The 14779-nt window shown below is 69.6% G+C and carries 17 protein-coding genes; 4 read left to right on the top strand and 13 right to left on the bottom strand.

The genetic code is table 11. The features are described from left to right. Positions 1-81 precede the first annotated feature (81 nt). Both RUR49_RS17450 and RUR49_RS17455 read left to right on the top strand, forming a co-directional pair. Positions 82-369: a BMC domain-containing protein gene (locus RUR49_RS17450; RefSeq protein WP_409147658.1), complete on the top strand. Its 288-nt coding sequence runs from the start codon at positions 82-84 to the stop codon at positions 367-369. 103 nt (positions 370-472) lie between these two features. Continuing rightward, positions 473-1180 (top strand): microcompartment protein, encoded by a 708-nt coding sequence (locus RUR49_RS17455; protein ID WP_409147659.1) that lies wholly within the window; start codon positions 473-475, stop codon positions 1178-1180. Between the two features lie 7 nt (positions 1181-1187). Here the strand turns inward: RUR49_RS17455 and RUR49_RS17460 are convergent, their stop codons facing one another. From RUR49_RS17460 to RUR49_RS17485, 6 genes are all read right to left on the bottom strand, one after another. Further along, positions 1188-1505, bottom strand: coding sequence for a type II toxin-antitoxin system RelE/ParE family toxin (locus tag RUR49_RS17460; protein WP_409147660.1), 318 nt, complete (start codon positions 1503-1505; stop codon positions 1188-1190). After that, on the bottom strand, positions 1493-1744 hold the full coding sequence (locus RUR49_RS17465) for a CopG family ribbon-helix-helix protein (RefSeq protein ID WP_409147661.1): 252 nt from the start codon (positions 1742-1744) through the stop codon (positions 1493-1495). The genes RUR49_RS17460 and RUR49_RS17465 overlap by 13 nt, the downstream gene beginning before the upstream one ends. Positions 1745-1816: 72 nt before the next feature. Then, positions 1817-2623 (bottom strand): ABC transporter permease, encoded by an 807-nt coding sequence (locus RUR49_RS17470; RefSeq protein WP_409147662.1) that lies wholly within the window; start codon positions 2621-2623, stop codon positions 1817-1819. A 1-nt stretch (position 2624) separates the two neighbouring features. Next, a complete protein-coding gene (locus tag RUR49_RS17475; protein WP_409147663.1) occupies positions 2625-3539 on the bottom strand; it encodes an ABC transporter permease in 915 nt (304 codons plus the stop codon). Between the two features lies 1 nt (position 3540). Then, entirely contained in the window at positions 3541-4641 is a 1101-nt protein-coding gene (locus RUR49_RS17480; RefSeq protein ID WP_409147664.1) for an ABC transporter ATP-binding protein, read from the bottom strand. Positions 4642-4822: 181 nt separating this feature from the next. Then, positions 4823-5968 (bottom strand): PotD/PotF family extracellular solute-binding protein, encoded by a 1146-nt coding sequence (locus RUR49_RS17485; RefSeq protein ID WP_409147665.1) that lies wholly within the window; start codon positions 5966-5968, stop codon positions 4823-4825. A 288-nt stretch (positions 5969-6256) separates the two neighbouring features. On the opposite strand from RUR49_RS17485, the gene RUR49_RS17490 reads away from it, so the two are divergent. Beyond that, the gene (locus RUR49_RS17490) at positions 6257-7264 is read left to right on the top strand and encodes a phosphotransferase enzyme family protein (RefSeq protein ID WP_409147666.1); all 1008 of its coding nucleotides are present in this window, start codon (positions 6257-6259) and stop codon (positions 7262-7264) included. Between the two features lie 76 nt (positions 7265-7340). Then, positions 7341-8129, top strand: a complete 789-nt coding sequence (gene fabG / locus RUR49_RS17495; RefSeq protein ID WP_409147667.1) for a 3-oxoacyl-ACP reductase FabG — start codon at positions 7341-7343, stop codon at positions 8127-8129. A 75-nt stretch (positions 8130-8204) separates the two neighbouring features. Here fabG and paaE read toward each other — a convergent pair whose 3' ends face one another. From paaE to RUR49_RS17530, 7 genes are all read right to left on the bottom strand, one after another. Then, positions 8205-9290, bottom strand: a complete 1086-nt coding sequence (gene paaE / locus RUR49_RS17500; protein ID WP_409147668.1) for a 1,2-phenylacetyl-CoA epoxidase subunit PaaE — start codon at positions 9288-9290, stop codon at positions 8205-8207. 56 nt (positions 9291-9346) lie between these two features. After that, the gene (gene paaD / locus RUR49_RS17505) at positions 9347-9895 is read right to left on the bottom strand and encodes a 1,2-phenylacetyl-CoA epoxidase subunit PaaD (protein WP_409147669.1); all 549 of its coding nucleotides are present in this window, start codon (positions 9893-9895) and stop codon (positions 9347-9349) included. Then, a complete protein-coding gene (paaC, locus tag RUR49_RS17510; RefSeq protein WP_409147670.1) occupies positions 9895-10671 on the bottom strand; it encodes a 1,2-phenylacetyl-CoA epoxidase subunit PaaC in 777 nt (258 codons plus the stop codon). Before paaC ends, paaD begins: the two co-directional genes overlap by 1 nt. Positions 10672-10763: 92 nt before the next feature. Continuing rightward, a complete protein-coding gene (gene paaB, locus RUR49_RS17515; protein ID WP_409147671.1) occupies positions 10764-11051 on the bottom strand; it encodes a 1,2-phenylacetyl-CoA epoxidase subunit PaaB in 288 nt (95 codons plus the stop codon). A 384-nt stretch (positions 11052-11435) separates the two neighbouring features. Continuing rightward, positions 11436-12443, bottom strand: a complete 1008-nt coding sequence (gene paaA, locus RUR49_RS17520; protein ID WP_409147672.1) for a 1,2-phenylacetyl-CoA epoxidase subunit PaaA — start codon at positions 12441-12443, stop codon at positions 11436-11438. A 394-nt stretch (positions 12444-12837) separates the two neighbouring features. After that, the gene (gene paaX / locus RUR49_RS17525; RefSeq protein ID WP_409147673.1) at positions 12838-13767 is read right to left on the bottom strand and encodes a phenylacetic acid degradation operon negative regulatory protein PaaX; all 930 of its coding nucleotides are present in this window, start codon (positions 13765-13767) and stop codon (positions 12838-12840) included. A 244-nt stretch (positions 13768-14011) separates the two neighbouring features. Then, complete coding sequence (locus tag RUR49_RS17530; protein ID WP_409147674.1) at positions 14012-14482, bottom strand: Lrp/AsnC family transcriptional regulator; 471 nt, start codon at positions 14480-14482, stop codon at positions 14012-14014. Positions 14483-14779: the final 297 nt, after the last annotated feature.

Genomic DNA, 14779 nt, shown 5'->3' on the forward strand with positions numbered 1-14779 from the left:
CGAAGTCCTGAGCCGACGAGTCCTGAGCCAGCAAGTCCTGAACAAGACCCACGAACCGAACGCCCACCCAAGGAGGGACAGATGTCCAGCAACGCCATCGGAATGATCGAGACCAAGGGCTATGTCGCTGCGCTCGCCGCCGCCGACGCCATGGTGAAGGCCGCCAACGTGACGATCATCGGCCGCGAAGAGGTCGGCGACGGCCTGGTCGCGGTGATCATCAACGGCGACGTCGGCGCGGTGAAGGCCGCCACCGAGGCGGGCGCGGAAGTCGCCGGCCAGGTCGGCACCCTCGTCTCCGTGCACGTCATCCCGCGTCCGCACGCCGACGTGGCGAAGCACTTCACCGCGGGCATGTCGGCGAAGTGATTGCTGGCCGCCGGCCTCTGGCCGGCGCCAGCCTGCGGCGGATGCCGACGGCGGCCGAACGGCCGCGCCGGTCGGCAGGCCCTTGATCCTCAGGGAGAACAGCGTGGCGAGAACGCCCACGAAGCGCGCCGCCCCGGCGGCCGCGGACCCCGCCCCGACGCCGGCCGCGCCGGCGCCGAAGCGCGGCGACCTGCGCGTCTACCTGACGGTGGCCGACCTGCAGCCGCAGTTCGCCGCCTACATGGGCACGCCGACCCGCGCCCGCGGCTATCCGCCGTTCGCCGGCCAGCACGCCCTCATCATCGAGGTGGCGCCGGGGCTGATGATCGAGCGCGTCATCGACCTCGCCCTCAAGGCCGACCCGGACCTCGAGCCGGGCATCCTGTTCGTCGAGCGCCAGTTCGGCATCCTCGAGCTTCACGGTGACGATCCGGCGAAGCTGCAGGCGGCGGGCGCGGCCATCCTCGCCGGCATCGGTGCCGGCGACGGCGAGCAGCTGAAGCCCCGTGTCCTCTATGCCGACATCATCGAGGACATCTCCGACCAGCACGCGGTGATCATCAACCGCAACCGCCAGGCCTCGATGATCCTGCCGGGCGAGACGCTGCTCGTCTGCGAGATGGTGCCGGCGCTCTATGCCGCGATCGCCGCCAACGAGGCCGAGCGCGCCGCGCCGAAGCTGACGCTCGTCGACGTCCAGATGATCGGCGCCGCCGGCCGCATCTACATGTCCGGCAAGACGGCCGACGTCGAGCGCGGCCTCGCGACGATCGAGACGGTCCTCGCCGCCATCGGCGGCCGCGAGGGCTGAGGGGCGGTCAGCCGCCCTTCATCCGGTCGCGCAGGACCTTCGCCAGATCGCGGGACGTGTGAAACACCGCCAGGATCGTCACTGCCTCGGGGCCGACCTCGTACACGATGAGATAAGGCAAATCCGGGATGCTGAGTTCGCGCGTCTCCGGATGGCGCCCAGGGCGCCCCAGGGCCGAGAAGGCGGGCAGTTTCTCCGCCACACGGACGATGGCACGGTAAAAGAGCTCCGCCGCGCGCGGATCGTCGAAGGCGATGTAGTCGACAATCTCTTCCAGATCGCGGGCTGCAGGCTCGGCTATGACCAGCCGCTTCAACGCGTCCAACCGTGCTTCGCGGGGATGCCTGCGAAGACCTCATCGGCTGGCGTGACACGGCCCTCGCGGGCAGCCGCGACGCCGTCCTTGATCCGCTCCATCTGCCAGGCGTTGGCTTCGAGATACTGCTCGATCGCCTGGTTGACGATGTAGTTGCGGGACCGATCCATCGCACTCGCCAGCGCGTCGATCTCGGCCACCTTGCTGGTGCGGATGGTGATCGGTTCGGATGCAGCGCGCGACGACACGGTGTGCTCCTTTGTAATCATCTGTAATCATACGGCAGAGCGACCGCCGCGACAAGGCCCTCGCCCGCTCCTTCACCCGCCGCTCTGCTGCCGCCGCCGCGCGACCGTCAGCGCGATCCAGCCGAACATCAGCGCCAGGGCCGCGCCGATCGTGCTCATCGTGCCCAGCGTCGGCACCATCGGCGTGTAGCCGGCGACCATCTTGGCGTAGAGCCACTCCGGCACCGTCGAGTCGGCCCCGGTCGTGTAGAGCGATAGCGGGAAGTTGCCCCACGAGAGCAGGAAGGCGAACAGCGCGCCCGACCAGATGCCCGGCCACAGGATCGGCAGCGTCACCTCGCGCATCACCTGCCAGCGGCTGGCGCCGAGGTCGAAGGCGGCCTCCTCCAGCGTCGGGTCGAAGGAATAGACCTGGGTTGCGATGACCAGCGTCACCACCGGCACGATCCAGACGAGATGGGCCACCACCGCCGTCTGCCAGGAAAGGGGTATGCCGACGGCGTTGAACCAGAGCAGCAGCGCCAGCCCCAACACCGGCTGCGGGAAGAAGATCGGCAGGAGCACGATCTTCTGGAAGGTCCGCCGGCCGAGCCAGTTGTAGCGGGCGAAGGCGAGCGCGCCGAAATAGCCGATGACAACCGCGACCACCGTCACGCACGCCGCCACCAGCAGCGACGTGCGCACCAGCTGGCCGATCTCGATCGAATCGAGCGTGCGCGTCCACCAGTCGGTCGACCAGGCGCGGATCGGGAAGGTGAAATAGCGGCCCTTGCCGAGCGAGGCGAGCGCCCCGCAGGCGACGGGCATGTAGATCGCCACCACCACGAAGGCGGTCCAGGCGGCAATCAGCGCCTTGGTGCGCTTCGTCGTCTGCTCCATCTCACCGCCTCCCGAGGATGCGGTCGAGGTCGAGCTTCGACAGCGCGATCAGCGTCACCGCGGCGATGATCAGCATGAGCAGCACCGCCAGCGCCGACCCGAGCGGCCAGTTCTGCGCGTAGGTGAAGGCGATCTCGATGTCGTGGGTGATGACGATGATCGACTGCCCGCCGAGCACCTTCGCCTCGGCCACCGCACCGACCGCCAGCACGAAGGTGAGGAGCATGCCGACCATGATGCCGGGCATGGCGAGCGGCAGCTCGACCTCGCGCCAGATCTGCAGGCGGCTCGCGCCGAGATCGCGCGCAGCCTCGATCAGGTCGCGCGGCACCAGCGACAGGCCGAGCGTCATCGGGAACAGCATGAACGGCAGGTAGACGTAGACCATGCCGAACAGGATCGCGCCGGGCGTGAACAGCACCTCCGGTCCGGCGCCGTCGAACAGCGTCTTCAGCGTGCCGTCGAGCACGCCGCCCTTGATGAAGAACAGCACCCAGCCATAGAGCCGGACGTTCTCGGAGATGAACAGCGGGAAGACGAACAGCACCGAGACGAGGCCCGACCAGCGGCCGAACAGGCGGGCGAGGCCGTAGGCGATCGGGTAGGCCACCACCGCCAGCGCCGCCACCGTGAAGGCAGCGAGCGCCAGCGACCAGGCGAACGACATCCACACGGTGTTCGCCGGATCGAAGATCGAGGCGAAGTTTTCGAGCGTGAAGGTCTGGAACACCGTGAACGAGCGCGGCTCGGCGAACGAGTACGCGATCACGGTGACGAGCGGCGCAACGAAGCCGAGGACGAGCAGGATCCCGACCGGCAGCGCGCAGCGCGCGCCCGCCGAGAGCAGCTTGAGGCTCCGTTCGTTGGCGGGAGCCGGTGCGACAGCGGCCGGGCTCGCGGTGTCGGCGACGCTCATCTCACGCCTCGACCACGATGGCGTCGCGGGCGTCCCAGCCGATCAGCACCGGCTGGTCGAGCCCGCCGGTCCAGGCGTTGCGCCGCGACTGCTCGACGATCACCACCTTGTCGCCGACGCGCACCTGGTACTGCATGCGCGAGCCGAGCGAGTACTCGTTGTAGACGATACCGGAGAGGTGGTTGTCGGCGTCCTCCGGCTTGTCGAGAAAGCGCACCACCTCTGGCCGCACGACGACGAAGGCGTCGCCTGGGGGCGCGTCGGCCGACAGCGTGAAGGTGCCGGGCAGGTCGACGCCCTCGTGGCCGCCGTCGGGACGCCGGCGGACGCCGATGACGTTCACCTCGCCCATGAACTCGGAGACGAACTTGTCCTTCGGGCGGTTGTAGATCTCCTCCGGCGTGCCGACCTGCACAAGCCGTCCGGCGCGCATGACGCCGATGCGGTCCGACATCACCATCGCCTCCTCGAGGCTGTGGGTGATGTAGATGAAGGTCTTGCCGGTGTCCTTGTGGATGTCCTTCAGCTCTTTCTCGAGCGTTTTCCGGAGCTTGTAGTCGATCGCCGACAGCGGCTCGTCGAACAGCAGGATCTCCGGATCGTAGGCGAAGGCGCGGGCGAGCGCGACGCGCTGGCGCTCGCCGCCCGAGCACTTCATGACGTTCTTGTCGAGATAGCTCTCCGGCAGCCGCACCATGCGCATCAGCTCGAGCGCGCGGGCGCGCCGCGTGGCCCTGTCGACGCCGCGCATCTTCAGCGGGAAGGCGATGTTGTCGCCGACCGTCTTGTGCGGGAACAGCGCCAGCGACTGGAAGACGAGGCAGGTCGGACGGCGGTTCGGCGGCAGGTCGTTGACCCGCTCGCCGCGCAGCACGATGTCGCCGCTGGTCGGTCGCTCCATGCCGGCGAGCATCCGCAGCACCGTCGTCTTGCCCGAGCCGGAGGGGCCGACGATGGTGAAGAACTCGCCCTCGCCGACATCGAGGTCGATGGACTCGACGGCGACGAAGCTCTCGAAGGTCTTGCGCAGCCCGACGAGCTGCAGGATCGGCCGGCCGGAAACGGCCTTGTCGGCGTGACGGAACTGCAGGGTACTGGTCATCGCTTCGTCGTTCTCGGGGAATCGGTCAAGGCGGCCGCCGCCAGGGCGACCACCGGGCGCCGGGCCGCCGTCCGCCAAGGGCCTTGCAAGCGGCGGGCCGCCGCTGCCGCCATGGCTCTCGCCGCAGAGGATCCAGCGGATCGGCGGGACGTGAGCGCCCCGCCGATCAACGATCCGGTCCTCAGCCGCGGGCGCGCTTGGCGGCCGTCATCAGATCGAGCGCCGCGTCGTAGTCCGGCACGATGTCGTACTCGACCGAGCGCGCCATCTCCTCCTCCAGCGAATCCCACTGGATGGCGTCGAGCTCTTCCTTGGTGAACAGCTCGAAGCACTTCGGGTCGCCCATCTGGCAGACGGGGTTGAAGGTGCCCTCGGCGAACGCCACCGTGTGCGCCACGTCCGGCGCCTGTACGTACTCAAGGAACTTCGAGGCGAGCGGCGACAGGTTCGGGTTGTTCACCGTCGAGGTGATCTCGATCCAGGCGATGCCGCCCTTGCCGTCGATCGGGCCCTTCAGCGGCGTCACGGCGCGCAGGTTCATGTAGCCGTCGGCGCGCGCCGGCGAGACCGAATAGGTGCCGCCCGTCATCTGAAGGTCGATCTCGCCGGAGATCAGTGCCTGGTTCATCGTCGCGATGTCGCCGATCAGCTTGGCGCCCTTGAAGACGCGCTTCGCCGTCTCCTCGAACTTCGCCATCTCCTCCGGCGTGTGCTCCTTGAACGGATCGATGCCGGCGATGATGAAGATGTTGAAGACGTTCCAGTCGTCGGATTCGAGGATGCCGTACTTGCCGGCGAGCGAGGCGTCGTTGAACAGCTCCCAGCCCTGCTCCTCGGCGGTGGCGCGGCTGATCTTGTCGGTGTTCACCACGAACGAATAGGGCCCGAAGCGCTGCGGCATGCCGAGCAGTTCACTGCCGTCGTCGCTCATCGCCCACTTGTACGGCGCCTTGAACGCCGGGAGCATGGTGTCGAAGTAGGGCTCGAAGGTCGCCTTATCGAGCGGCTTGATCAGCTTCTCGGGCCACATCACGTCGCGGGCCCAGGGATTGTTGACGTTGATCAGGTCCCACACGTTGGTCTCGCCGGCGCGCAGCCGGTTGATCATCGTGGGGTCGTTCGTCAGCGATTCCGCGCGCACCGTGGCGCCCTCGGCGCTGCGGAACGGGTCGAGCACCTGGGCGGAGTTGTAGCCCTCCCAGCACAGGATGTTCAGTTCCTTCTCGCGGGCCGCAAGGGCGTGCCCGGCGAAGCTGCCGGCCCCCCCGAGGGCGAGCGCCCCGGTTCCCATCAGCTGCAGCACCGTCCGCCTCGAGAACGTCGTCATGCCGGTCTCCTATCGCTCAGGAAGGTTATGTCGATCAGTGACTTCGGGCTGGCTGCGCGTGCCCGGCGCCGTCCCGGGTCGCGGCCCGAAACAGGGGTGCCGCCCTCCCGAAAGCCCCCCGACGAGCCGGCCCCGCACACTCCCGAATGTTGGGTTCCTCACCTCTGCTGTTGGAGGCTACACGAAGCTCTGTGGGCTTTACAACATGATTCCCGGACGCCATTCTGGCCTCCGAGGCGCCGTCGAGAGCGCCATTTCGGCGGCGCGCGGGTGCCGGGGGACGGGTGGATGGCGGACGGCGGCGAGTACAGTCCGGAGGCCCTCGTGGACCTCGAAGCGATGGTCCGCGACGGCCTCGGGCGCTGGGGCCTCGGTGCCGGCTCGACGATCACGCTCCTGAACGTCTCGGAAAACGCCACCTACCGCCTCGACGACCCGGCGGACGGTCGCCGCCTCGTGCTCCGCGTCCACCGCATCGGCTACCGCGACGAGCCGCAGATACGCTCCGAGCTCGCCTGGATCGAGGCGCTCAGGGCCGACCACGTCGTCGAGACGCCGGCCCCGATCGCCGCCCGCGACGGCTCGTTCGTGCAGCGCCTCGTCTCGCCCGGCGGCCGGCCCGACCGCTTCGCCGTCGCCTTCGATTTCGTCACCGGCCGCGAACCCGACCAGGCCTCCGACCTCGTCGGCTGGTTCCGCAAGCTCGGCCGCATCACCGCGCAGATGCACGAGCATTCGCGCCGCTGGCAGCGGCCGGCGGGCTTCGTCCGCGACGTCTGGGACTTCGAGACGATGCTCGGCGACAAGCCGCACTGGGGGCCCTGGCGCGCCGGGCTCGGCCTCGATGATGCCGGCCGTGCCCACCTCGGCCGCGCCGTCGACCTGATCGGCCGCAGGCTCGAGCGCTTCGGCAAGACGCCCGCCCGCTACGGCCTCATCCACGCCGACCCCCGGCTCGCCAACCTCATGGTCGACGGCGACCGGCTCTCCGTCATCGACTTCGACGACTGCGGCTTCTCGTGGTTCGTCTACGACTTCGCCTCGGCCGTCTCGTTCTTCGAGCACGACCCGATCGTGCCGTCGCTGATGGACGCCTGGGTCGAGGGCTACCGCACGGTGGCGCCCTTGTCGCAGGAGGAGGCGGAGGAACTGCCCGTCTTCGTCATGCTCCGCCGCATCCTGCTCGTCGCCTGGGTCGCCTCGCACGCCGAGACGCCGACCGCCCAGGAGATGGGCACCGCCTACACCGACGGTGCGCTGACAATGGCCGAGGACCTGCTCGCCCGCTACGGCTGAGCGCCGCCGGCGCGCCGGAACGGTAATCCTGGGAAAGCCCACACTCGGACCCACGCACACTACCAAGGAGAACGCCATGTTCGCTTCGCTCGCCGGCCGCACCGTGATCGTCACCGGGGGAAGCAAGGGCATCGGCCGCGGCATCGCGCTCCGCTTCGGCCGGGCCGGCTGCAAGGTCGCCGTGGTATCGCGAACCCTGGCCGACGCCGAGAAGGTGGTCGGCGAGATCACCGCCGCCGGCGGCACGGCCGCGGCCTTCGTCGCCGACGTCTCCGACGAGGCGGCCACGAAGGCGATGGCGAAGGCGGTGCTCGACCGCTTCGGCTCGATCGACATCCTCTGCGCCAACGCCGGCATCTTCCCGGCGGCGAAGCTCGGCAAGATGACGCTGGCGGACTTCGACCACGTCATTAGCACCAACCTGCGCAGCACCTTCCTGTCGGTCGACGCCTGCCTGCCGGCGCTGAAGGCGAGCGGCCACGGCCGCATTGTGCTGACCTCGTCGATCACCGGGCCGATCACCGGCTATCCCGGCTGGTCGCACTACGGGGCGAGCAAGGCCGGCCAGCTCGGCTTCATGCGCACGGCGGCGATCGAGCTCGCGCCGTCGAACATCACCGTCAACGCGGTGGGGCCCGGCAACATCCGCACGGAAGGGCTCGATGGGCTCGGCCCGGAGTACATCGCCAAGATGGAGGCGTCGGTGCCGATGAAGCGGCTGGGTACGGTCGAGGACATCGCCAATGCGGCGCTGTTCTTCGCCAGCGACGAGGCGGCCTACGTCACCGGCCAGATGATCGTCGTCGACGGCGGCCAGATCCTCCCCGAGTCACTCGGCGCGCTGGAAGAGATGGACGCCGGCTGAGGGCTTCGAGGCTCACTCGCAGTCTGACGCGGGTGGAATTATCTCGTGCCGGGCGCCGCTGAGCGGCGCCCGCTGTCACATCGCGTCGTAGTCGACCGTCACGCGCTCGGTGGTCGGCTTCGCCTGGCAGGTCAGCACGAAGCCGGCCTCGAGCTCCCAGGGCTGCAGCGAGTAGTTGACGTCCATCACCACCGCGCCCTCGGTCACCTTCGCCCGGCAGGTGCAGCACATGCCGCCCTTGCACGAATAGGGCAGGTCGAGGCCGGCCCGCAGCGCCGCGTCGATCACCGCCTCGCCCTCGGCCACAGGCACGTCCGTGCGGATGCCGTCGACGACGATGGTGGCGACCGCCTTCGGCGCCTCCGCGGCGATCACCGTGGCGGGGCGGCGCGGGGCGGTGGCGACGGCGCCGTCGGCGGGGGTGAAGCGCTCGACGTGCACCGCCGCGCGCGGCAGGCCGGACGCGAGCAGCGCCGCCTCGACGCTGTCGAGCATGCCGGCCGGGCCGCAGACGAAGGCCTCGTCGACGCCGCCCGGCACCATCGCGGCGATCAGGAGCTTCGCCTTGTCGCCGTCGAGGCGGCCGTTGAGGATCGAGATGTCCTGGGTCTCGCGCGACAGCACGTGGAAGACCGACAGCCGATCGAGGTGGCGGTCCTTCAGGTCCTCGAGCGCCTCGCGGAAGATGATCGAGCCGGTGGCGCGGTTGCCGTAGAACAGGAAGAAGCGGCTCTCCGGTTCGCGCGCGAGAACGGTGCGGATGATCGAGATCACCGGCGTGATGCCCGAGCCGCAGGCAAAGCCCACATAGGTCTTCTTCACCGCCGGCGCCGGGGCGTGGGTGAAGCGGCCCATCGGCGGCATCACATCGACAACGTCGCCGGGCTTGAGGCCCGCGTTCGCGAACGACGAGAAGGCGCCGCCGTCGACGCGCTTCACGGCGATGCGCAGTTCGCCGTCGTCGAGGCCCGACGAGATCGAGTAGGAGCGCCGCACCTCCTCGCCGTCCATCACCGTGCGCACCGTGAGGTACTGGCCGGGGGTGAAGGCGAAGGTCTCCTTCAGCGCCTCGGGCACGGAAAACGCGATCGACACGGCGTCGGCCGTCTCGCGGCGGAGGTCGCGGATCTGCAGCTGATGGAAACGCGGGGCGGGCGCCATGACGGGCCTCCAGGACTTTCTGTTCGGGTCTCGTGTCCGGGCGTTTCGTCGGCCGGTCACAGGCACTTGAAGTGGTCGAAGGGCTCGCGGCAGGCCCGGCAGCGCCACAGCGCCTTGCAGGCGGTGGAGCCGAACTCGGCGAGCTTCTCGGTATCGGTCGAGGCGCAGCGCGGGCAGGCGATCGTCTCGACGCCGAACAAGGCGCGGCGCGAGGCCTTCGGCGGCGGCGGCGCGATGCCGTACTCGGTGAGCTTGCGGCGGCCCTCGGCGGTGATCCAGTCGGTCGTCCACGCCGGCGACAGCACCGTGCGGACGCGGGCGTCGGGCAGGCCGGCACGGGCGAGTGCCGTCTCGACGTCGAGCGCGATCATCGCGGTGGCCGGGCAGCCGGTATAGGTCGGCGTCAGCAGCACCTCGAGGCTGCCGTCGGCGGCGATCTCGACGCCGCGCAGCACGCCGAGGTCTTCGAGGTTCAGCACCGGCACCTCGGGGTCGAGCACGGAAGCCGCCGCGGCCCAAGCGCGGGCGCGCAACCCTTCGGATCCGGCACGGGCGCCCTCGCCGGCGGCCGGCGCGGGGCCCGGCTCGACGAGACGGGCGGCCATCACCACGTCGCTCCTGGATAGGTGCGCGGCAGCGACTGCATCTCGGCCAGCAGGTGGCCGAGATGCTCGGTGTGGCGGCCGCTGCGACCGCCCGTCTGCACGCCGAGCCCGGCCGGCCGCGTCAGCGTCGCCTCGCCAAGCACGGCGTCGATGGTGGCATCCCAGGTCGCCCGCAGGCTCGCCGGGTCGACGGCGGCACCGGTCTCGACGACGGCGCGCTCCATCGCGTCGACCTCGAAGAGCTCGCCTGTGTAGATCCACAGGGCCTCCAGCGCGTCGGCGGCGCGGGCGTGGCTCTCCTCGGTGCCGTCGCCGAGGCGGATCAGCCATTCGGCGGCGTGGCGGAGGTGATAGGCGCTCTCCTTCTCCGCCTTGGCGGCGATCTCGGCGAGCCGCGGGTCGGTCGAGGCGGTCATCGCCCGCCAGTAGGGGTCGACGAAGGCGGCGTAGAGGAACTGCCGGACGATCGTCTCGGCGAAGTCGCCGTTCGGCTGCTCGACCAAGAGCAGGTTGCGGTACTGGCGGCTGTCGCGCAGGAAGGCCAGCGCATCCTCGCCGTGGCCCGAGCCCTCGATCTCGCCGGCATAGGCGTAGAGGGCGCGGGCCTGGCCGATCAGGTCGAGGGCGACGTTCGCGAGCGCGATGTCCTCCTCCAGCATCGGCGCATGGCCGCACCACTCCGACAGCCGGTGGCCGAGCACCAGCGCATCGTCGGCGCGCCGGAGCACGGTGCCGACGAGGGGCGTCTCGGAGAGGGTGATCGAGGTGGTGGGCATGGGACGGGTTCCGGCAGTGGGCAGTGGGCAGTCGGCAGTCGGCAGTCGGCAGTGGGGCGGCGTGCCGTGATGGGACGCGCTGCCCCTTCGGCTCACATGTGGCCGACTTCGTCGGGGATTTCGTAGAAGGTCGGGTGGCGGTAGATCTTCGAGGCGGTCGGCTCGAACATCATCTCCTTCTCCGACGGGTCGGAGGCGGTGATGGCGTTGGACGGCACCACCCAGATCGACAGCCCCTCGCCGCGCCGCGTGTAGACGTCGCGCGCCGCCTGCAGCGCCATCTCGGCGTCCGCCGCATGCAGCGAGCCGACGTGCTTGTGCGACAGCCCGTTGCGGGAGCGGATGAACACCTCCCAGAGCGGCATCCTGGCTTCGGTCATGGCGATTGTCCTCGTCGTTTCCTGTCCGGCCGCTGCGGCATTGCACGAGGGCGAGAGCCGCGTCGCCGTCATGGCCACTGTTCTTTCAGTCGTCATGCCCCGGCTCGACCGGGGCATCCATCCGAGTCGTCACGCCCGGATGGATCGCCCGGTCAAGGGCGATGACGGAGGAGAGGGATTGAGGCGCCCACTTCCCCTACCGTAGTCATTCCCGGGCTTGTGCCGGGAACCCATGGCTCTCGGCTGGACGCCTCGTCTGCGGTTCTACTCGTCTGACCCATCACCCGCGGCACCGGATGGGTTCCCGGGACAAGCCCGGGAATGACTGCGGAGAGGGCGGAGGGGGCAGAGGCTGTTCGAACCTTCGCCCTTGCCGCGCAGCCCTCAGGCCGCCCGCTTCTCCGCGTCCGCCTTCCGCGCCCGGCGCTTCTCGGCGTAGGCGAGCGCCGCCTCGCGGACCCAGGCGCCGTCGGCGTGGGCCTTGCGGCGCACCCGCAGGCGGTCGCGGTTGCACGGGCCGTTGCCGGCGAGCACCTGGCGGAACTCCTCCCAGTCGATCTCGCCGAAGCGCCAGTGGCCGGTCGCCTCGTCGAAGGCGAGCTTCGGATCGGGGATCGTCAGCCCGAGGAAGTGCGCCTGCGGCACGGTGGCGTCGACGAACTTCTGGCGCAGCTCGTCATTGGAGAAGCGCTTGATCTTCCAGCGGGTCGAGGCGTCGGAATGCTGGCTCTCGCCGTCCGGCGGGCCGAACATCATCAGGCACGGCCACCACCAGCGGTCGAGCGCATCCTGGGCGAGCGCCTTCTGCTCGGCCGTCCCGGCCGAGAGCGTCAGCATGATCTCGTAGCCCTGGCGCTGGTGGAAGCTCTCCTCCTTGCAGATGCGGATCATCGCCCGCGCATAGGGTCCATAGGAGCAGCGGCAGAGCGGGATCTGGTTCATGATCGCCGCGCCGTCGACGAGCCAGCCGATGGCGCCGATGTCGGCCCAGGTCAGCGTCGGATAGTTGAAGATCGAGGAATACTTGGCCTTGCCGGACAGGAGCTGGTCGACCACCTCCTCGCGCGACACGCCGAGCGTCTCGGCGGCGGCGTAGAGGTAGAGCCCGTGGCCGCCCTCGTCCTGCACCTTGGCGAGCAACGCGGCCTTCCGCTTCAGCGACGGCGCGCGGGTGATCCAGTTGCCCTCCGGCAGCATGCCGACGATCTCGGAATGGGCGTGCTGGGAGATCTGACGGACGAGGGTGCGCCGGTAGGCCTCGGGCATCCAGTCGTTCGGCTCGATGCGCTGTTCATCGTCGATCCGCGCCTGGAAGGCGGCGGACTTCGCCGTCTCCTCCGCGCTGAGCGGCTGCGCGACGGCATCGCGCGCGTTGAGGGCCTGAGTGTACATCGGCACGCTCCTCCCGAAGGCTTGTTGGCCTCAATATGTCACGGAATTTTTCAAGTTCAAGTTTTTTCGTAACACGTTTGGGTGGGCATCGGGTTCGGGTGCGAGTGAGGAGATGGCGACCGGGCCTGCGGCCGCGGACACGGCCTGTCCTTGGTCCCCTGCTCTCACCTCTCTCTCGTCATCGCCCGGCTTGACCGGGCGATCCATCACGAGCGAACACGGCTGCCGTCTCCGGGTGGATGGATGGCCCGGTCAAGCCGGGCCATGACGGCGCGAGGATTGCGTCAGTCGACGTTGCGCACGCCGGGCTCGCTTCCTGGCAACGACGTTCCAGGGCGACTTGGTTCCAGAGAGACTTGGCAAGCGCCGGGACGCCTTGGTCAAGGCGCCCCCCTCACCCTCCCTCACCGAACCTCCGGTAAAACCCGGAATCCGGCGGCGGCAGCGGGCCGTGGTCGTCGACGGCGTTCGCATCGAGCCAGCGCTCGGACGCCGGCGCCAGCCGCCGGTAGACGGTGGCGCAGAGCGACCGGGCGGCGGGCGCCGGCCAATCGTCCGGGCACAGCGCGGCCGGCAGCAGAGGGTCCTTGAGGATGGCGCGACGATATTCGTGGACTAGCAGGATGCGGGCGATCAGCGCCTCGAGATCGGTGAACGCCACCCCGCCCTCGAGCGCCGCCGCCACCGGGCCGACGGCGTCGACGACATGAGCGTAGCGCTCGGCCACCTCCGAAAGCGGCCAGGCGAGGGCCGCCAGCCGCCGCAGCGTCTCCGGCTCCCCCGTCGCCGTCAGCACCAGCGCACCGTCGTCACTGTCCGCTGAAAGCGCCCCGAGAGGATCGTCGACGCCGGTCCCGAGCAGGGCCGACGCGCCCCCACCCCTCTCCGGCGTCACCGCCACCGTCGGCGCGAGCGTGCCCCAGCCGGCGTCCGTGAGCGCGCCCCGCAGGGCCGCCCGGTCGCCGTTCGGCCCCATCACCGCGAGCTTGAGCGCGCCGGTCCACGGCGCCGGCGCACCGCCATAGATGCGGCGGGTGGCGTCGGCGAAGGTGGCGCGGCCCTTCTCCGACAGCCGGTAGTAGCTGTTGCGGCCGATCTTCTCGCGCATCAGCCAGTCGTCGGCGGACAGCCGCGACACCGCCGTGCGCACGACCCCGTCGCCGACCCCCATCGCCTTCAGGATCTCCACCAGCGTGCCGAGCCACACCGTGCCGCCGCGCGGCACGACGGCGTCGCCGAAGATCGTCACGATCAGCGAGCCGGTGCGCGACGGCGCGGCGGCAAGACGGCCGAGCAGGGACGAGAGGATGGAGGCGGGCGGCATCGGGGCTCCGGCTAAGATCGCGCCGCGCATATCACGCGCACCCCTCGGCCGTCATGGCCCGGCTTGACCGAGCCATCCATCCCAGCACCGACAGGCGTTGGCACTCGCGATGGATCGCCCGGTCAAGCCGGGCGATGACGACTGGAGAAGGGCTGGCGATGTGGCCGACCTCACTCGACACACTGGAACGATGATGGTGCGCAGTCGCGTTGCAGCATAGCACACGGGCAGCCCCTCCCGACGATCAACCGATCGGCAGCACGCTCGTGTACTTCACCTGGCCGAGGGCAAAGCTCGATTCGATCGACTGCACGCCGTCGAGGCGCGTCAGCTTGCTCTTCAGGAACTGCTCGTAGGCCTCGAGGTCCGGCACGACGACGCGCAGCAGATAGTCGCGCGGGCCGGTCATCAGGTAGCACTCCAGCACCTCCGGCCAGCGGGCAATCGCCGCGGCGAAGCGGTCGAGCTCCTCCTCGCGCTGGCGCTCGAGCTTCACCGAGACGAAGACGCTCACCGGCAGCCCGACTGCCTTCTGGTCGACGACGGCGACATAGCGGCGGATGATGCCCGCCTCCTCCAGGAGCCGGATGCGCCGGAGGCACGGCGAGGCGGTGAGCCCGACCCGCTCGGCGAGCTCCTGCGCCGTGATCCGCCCCTCCTGCTGCAGCACGGTGAGGAGTTTTCGGTCGATGGCGTCGAGGGTGGGGGGTGTCATGGGGTGTTCCGTTCGGGGCGTGGAGGCGCGGTGTCCTTGCTCTTCATCAACGGTCGTCATCCCGGCCCAGCGAGGCGAAGCCGAGTGCCGAGCCGGGACCCAGCGGACGAATCCGCGCGGGACGCGCGGCTCAAGCGTCGCGCTTCGCGCGACCACTGTTGCGCTGGGCCCCGGATCGGCGCTCGCCTGCGGCTCGCTTGTCCGGGGTGACGCCGACGGAGAGACAGGACGGCAGATCGCTGCGGCCCGTGCCGTCGGCCGTGTCCTCGAACCACTCCGCCGGGCAACCCTCAACCC

It is taken from the genome of Pseudoxanthobacter sp. M-2 (assembly GCF_046156265.1).
Classification (GTDB): Bacteria; Pseudomonadota; Alphaproteobacteria; order Rhizobiales; family Segnochrobactraceae; genus CAMDHY01.

Bases quoted from the DNA above. Each gene is read 5' to 3' on its own strand.
- paaB (WP_409147671.1), bottom strand. From the start codon at position 11,051: ATGACCGAAGCCAGGATGCCGCTCTGGGAGGTGTTCATCCGCTCCCGC.
- paaA (WP_409147672.1), bottom strand. From the start codon at position 12,443: ATGTACACTCAGGCCCTCAACGCGCGCGATGCCGTCGCGCAGCCGCTC.
- RUR49_RS17480 (WP_409147664.1), bottom strand. From the start codon at position 4,641: ATGACCAGTACCCTGCAGTTCCGTCACGCCGACAAGGCCGTTTCCGGC.
- RUR49_RS17475 (WP_409147663.1), bottom strand. From the start codon at position 3,539: ATGAGCGTCGCCGACACCGCGAGCCCGGCCGCTGTCGCACCGGCTCCC.
- paaD (WP_409147669.1), bottom strand. From the start codon at position 9,895: ATGGCCGCCCGTCTCGTCGAGCCGGGCCCCGCGCCGGCCGCCGGCGAG.
- paaE (WP_409147668.1), bottom strand. From the start codon at position 9,290: ATGGCGCCCGCCCCGCGTTTCCATCAGCTGCAGATCCGCGACCTCCGC.
- RUR49_RS17530 (WP_409147674.1), bottom strand. From the start codon at position 14,482: ATGACACCCCCCACCCTCGACGCCATCGACCGAAAACTCCTCACCGTG.
- RUR49_RS17450 (WP_409147658.1), top strand. From the start codon at position 82: ATGTCCAGCAACGCCATCGGAATGATCGAGACCAAGGGCTATGTCGCT.
- RUR49_RS17485 (WP_409147665.1), bottom strand. From the start codon at position 5,968: ATGACGACGTTCTCGAGGCGGACGGTGCTGCAGCTGATGGGAACCGGG.
- fabG (WP_409147667.1), top strand. From the start codon at position 7,341: ATGTTCGCTTCGCTCGCCGGCCGCACCGTGATCGTCACCGGGGGAAGC.
- RUR49_RS17490 (WP_409147666.1), top strand. From the start codon at position 6,257: ATGGCGGACGGCGGCGAGTACAGTCCGGAGGCCCTCGTGGACCTCGAA.
- paaX (WP_409147673.1), bottom strand. From the start codon at position 13,767: ATGCCGCCCGCCTCCATCCTCTCGTCCCTGCTCGGCCGTCTTGCCGCC.
- paaC (WP_409147670.1), bottom strand. From the start codon at position 10,671: ATGCCCACCACCTCGATCACCCTCTCCGAGACGCCCCTCGTCGGCACC.
- RUR49_RS17470 (WP_409147662.1), bottom strand. From the start codon at position 2,623: ATGGAGCAGACGACGAAGCGCACCAAGGCGCTGATTGCCGCCTGGACC.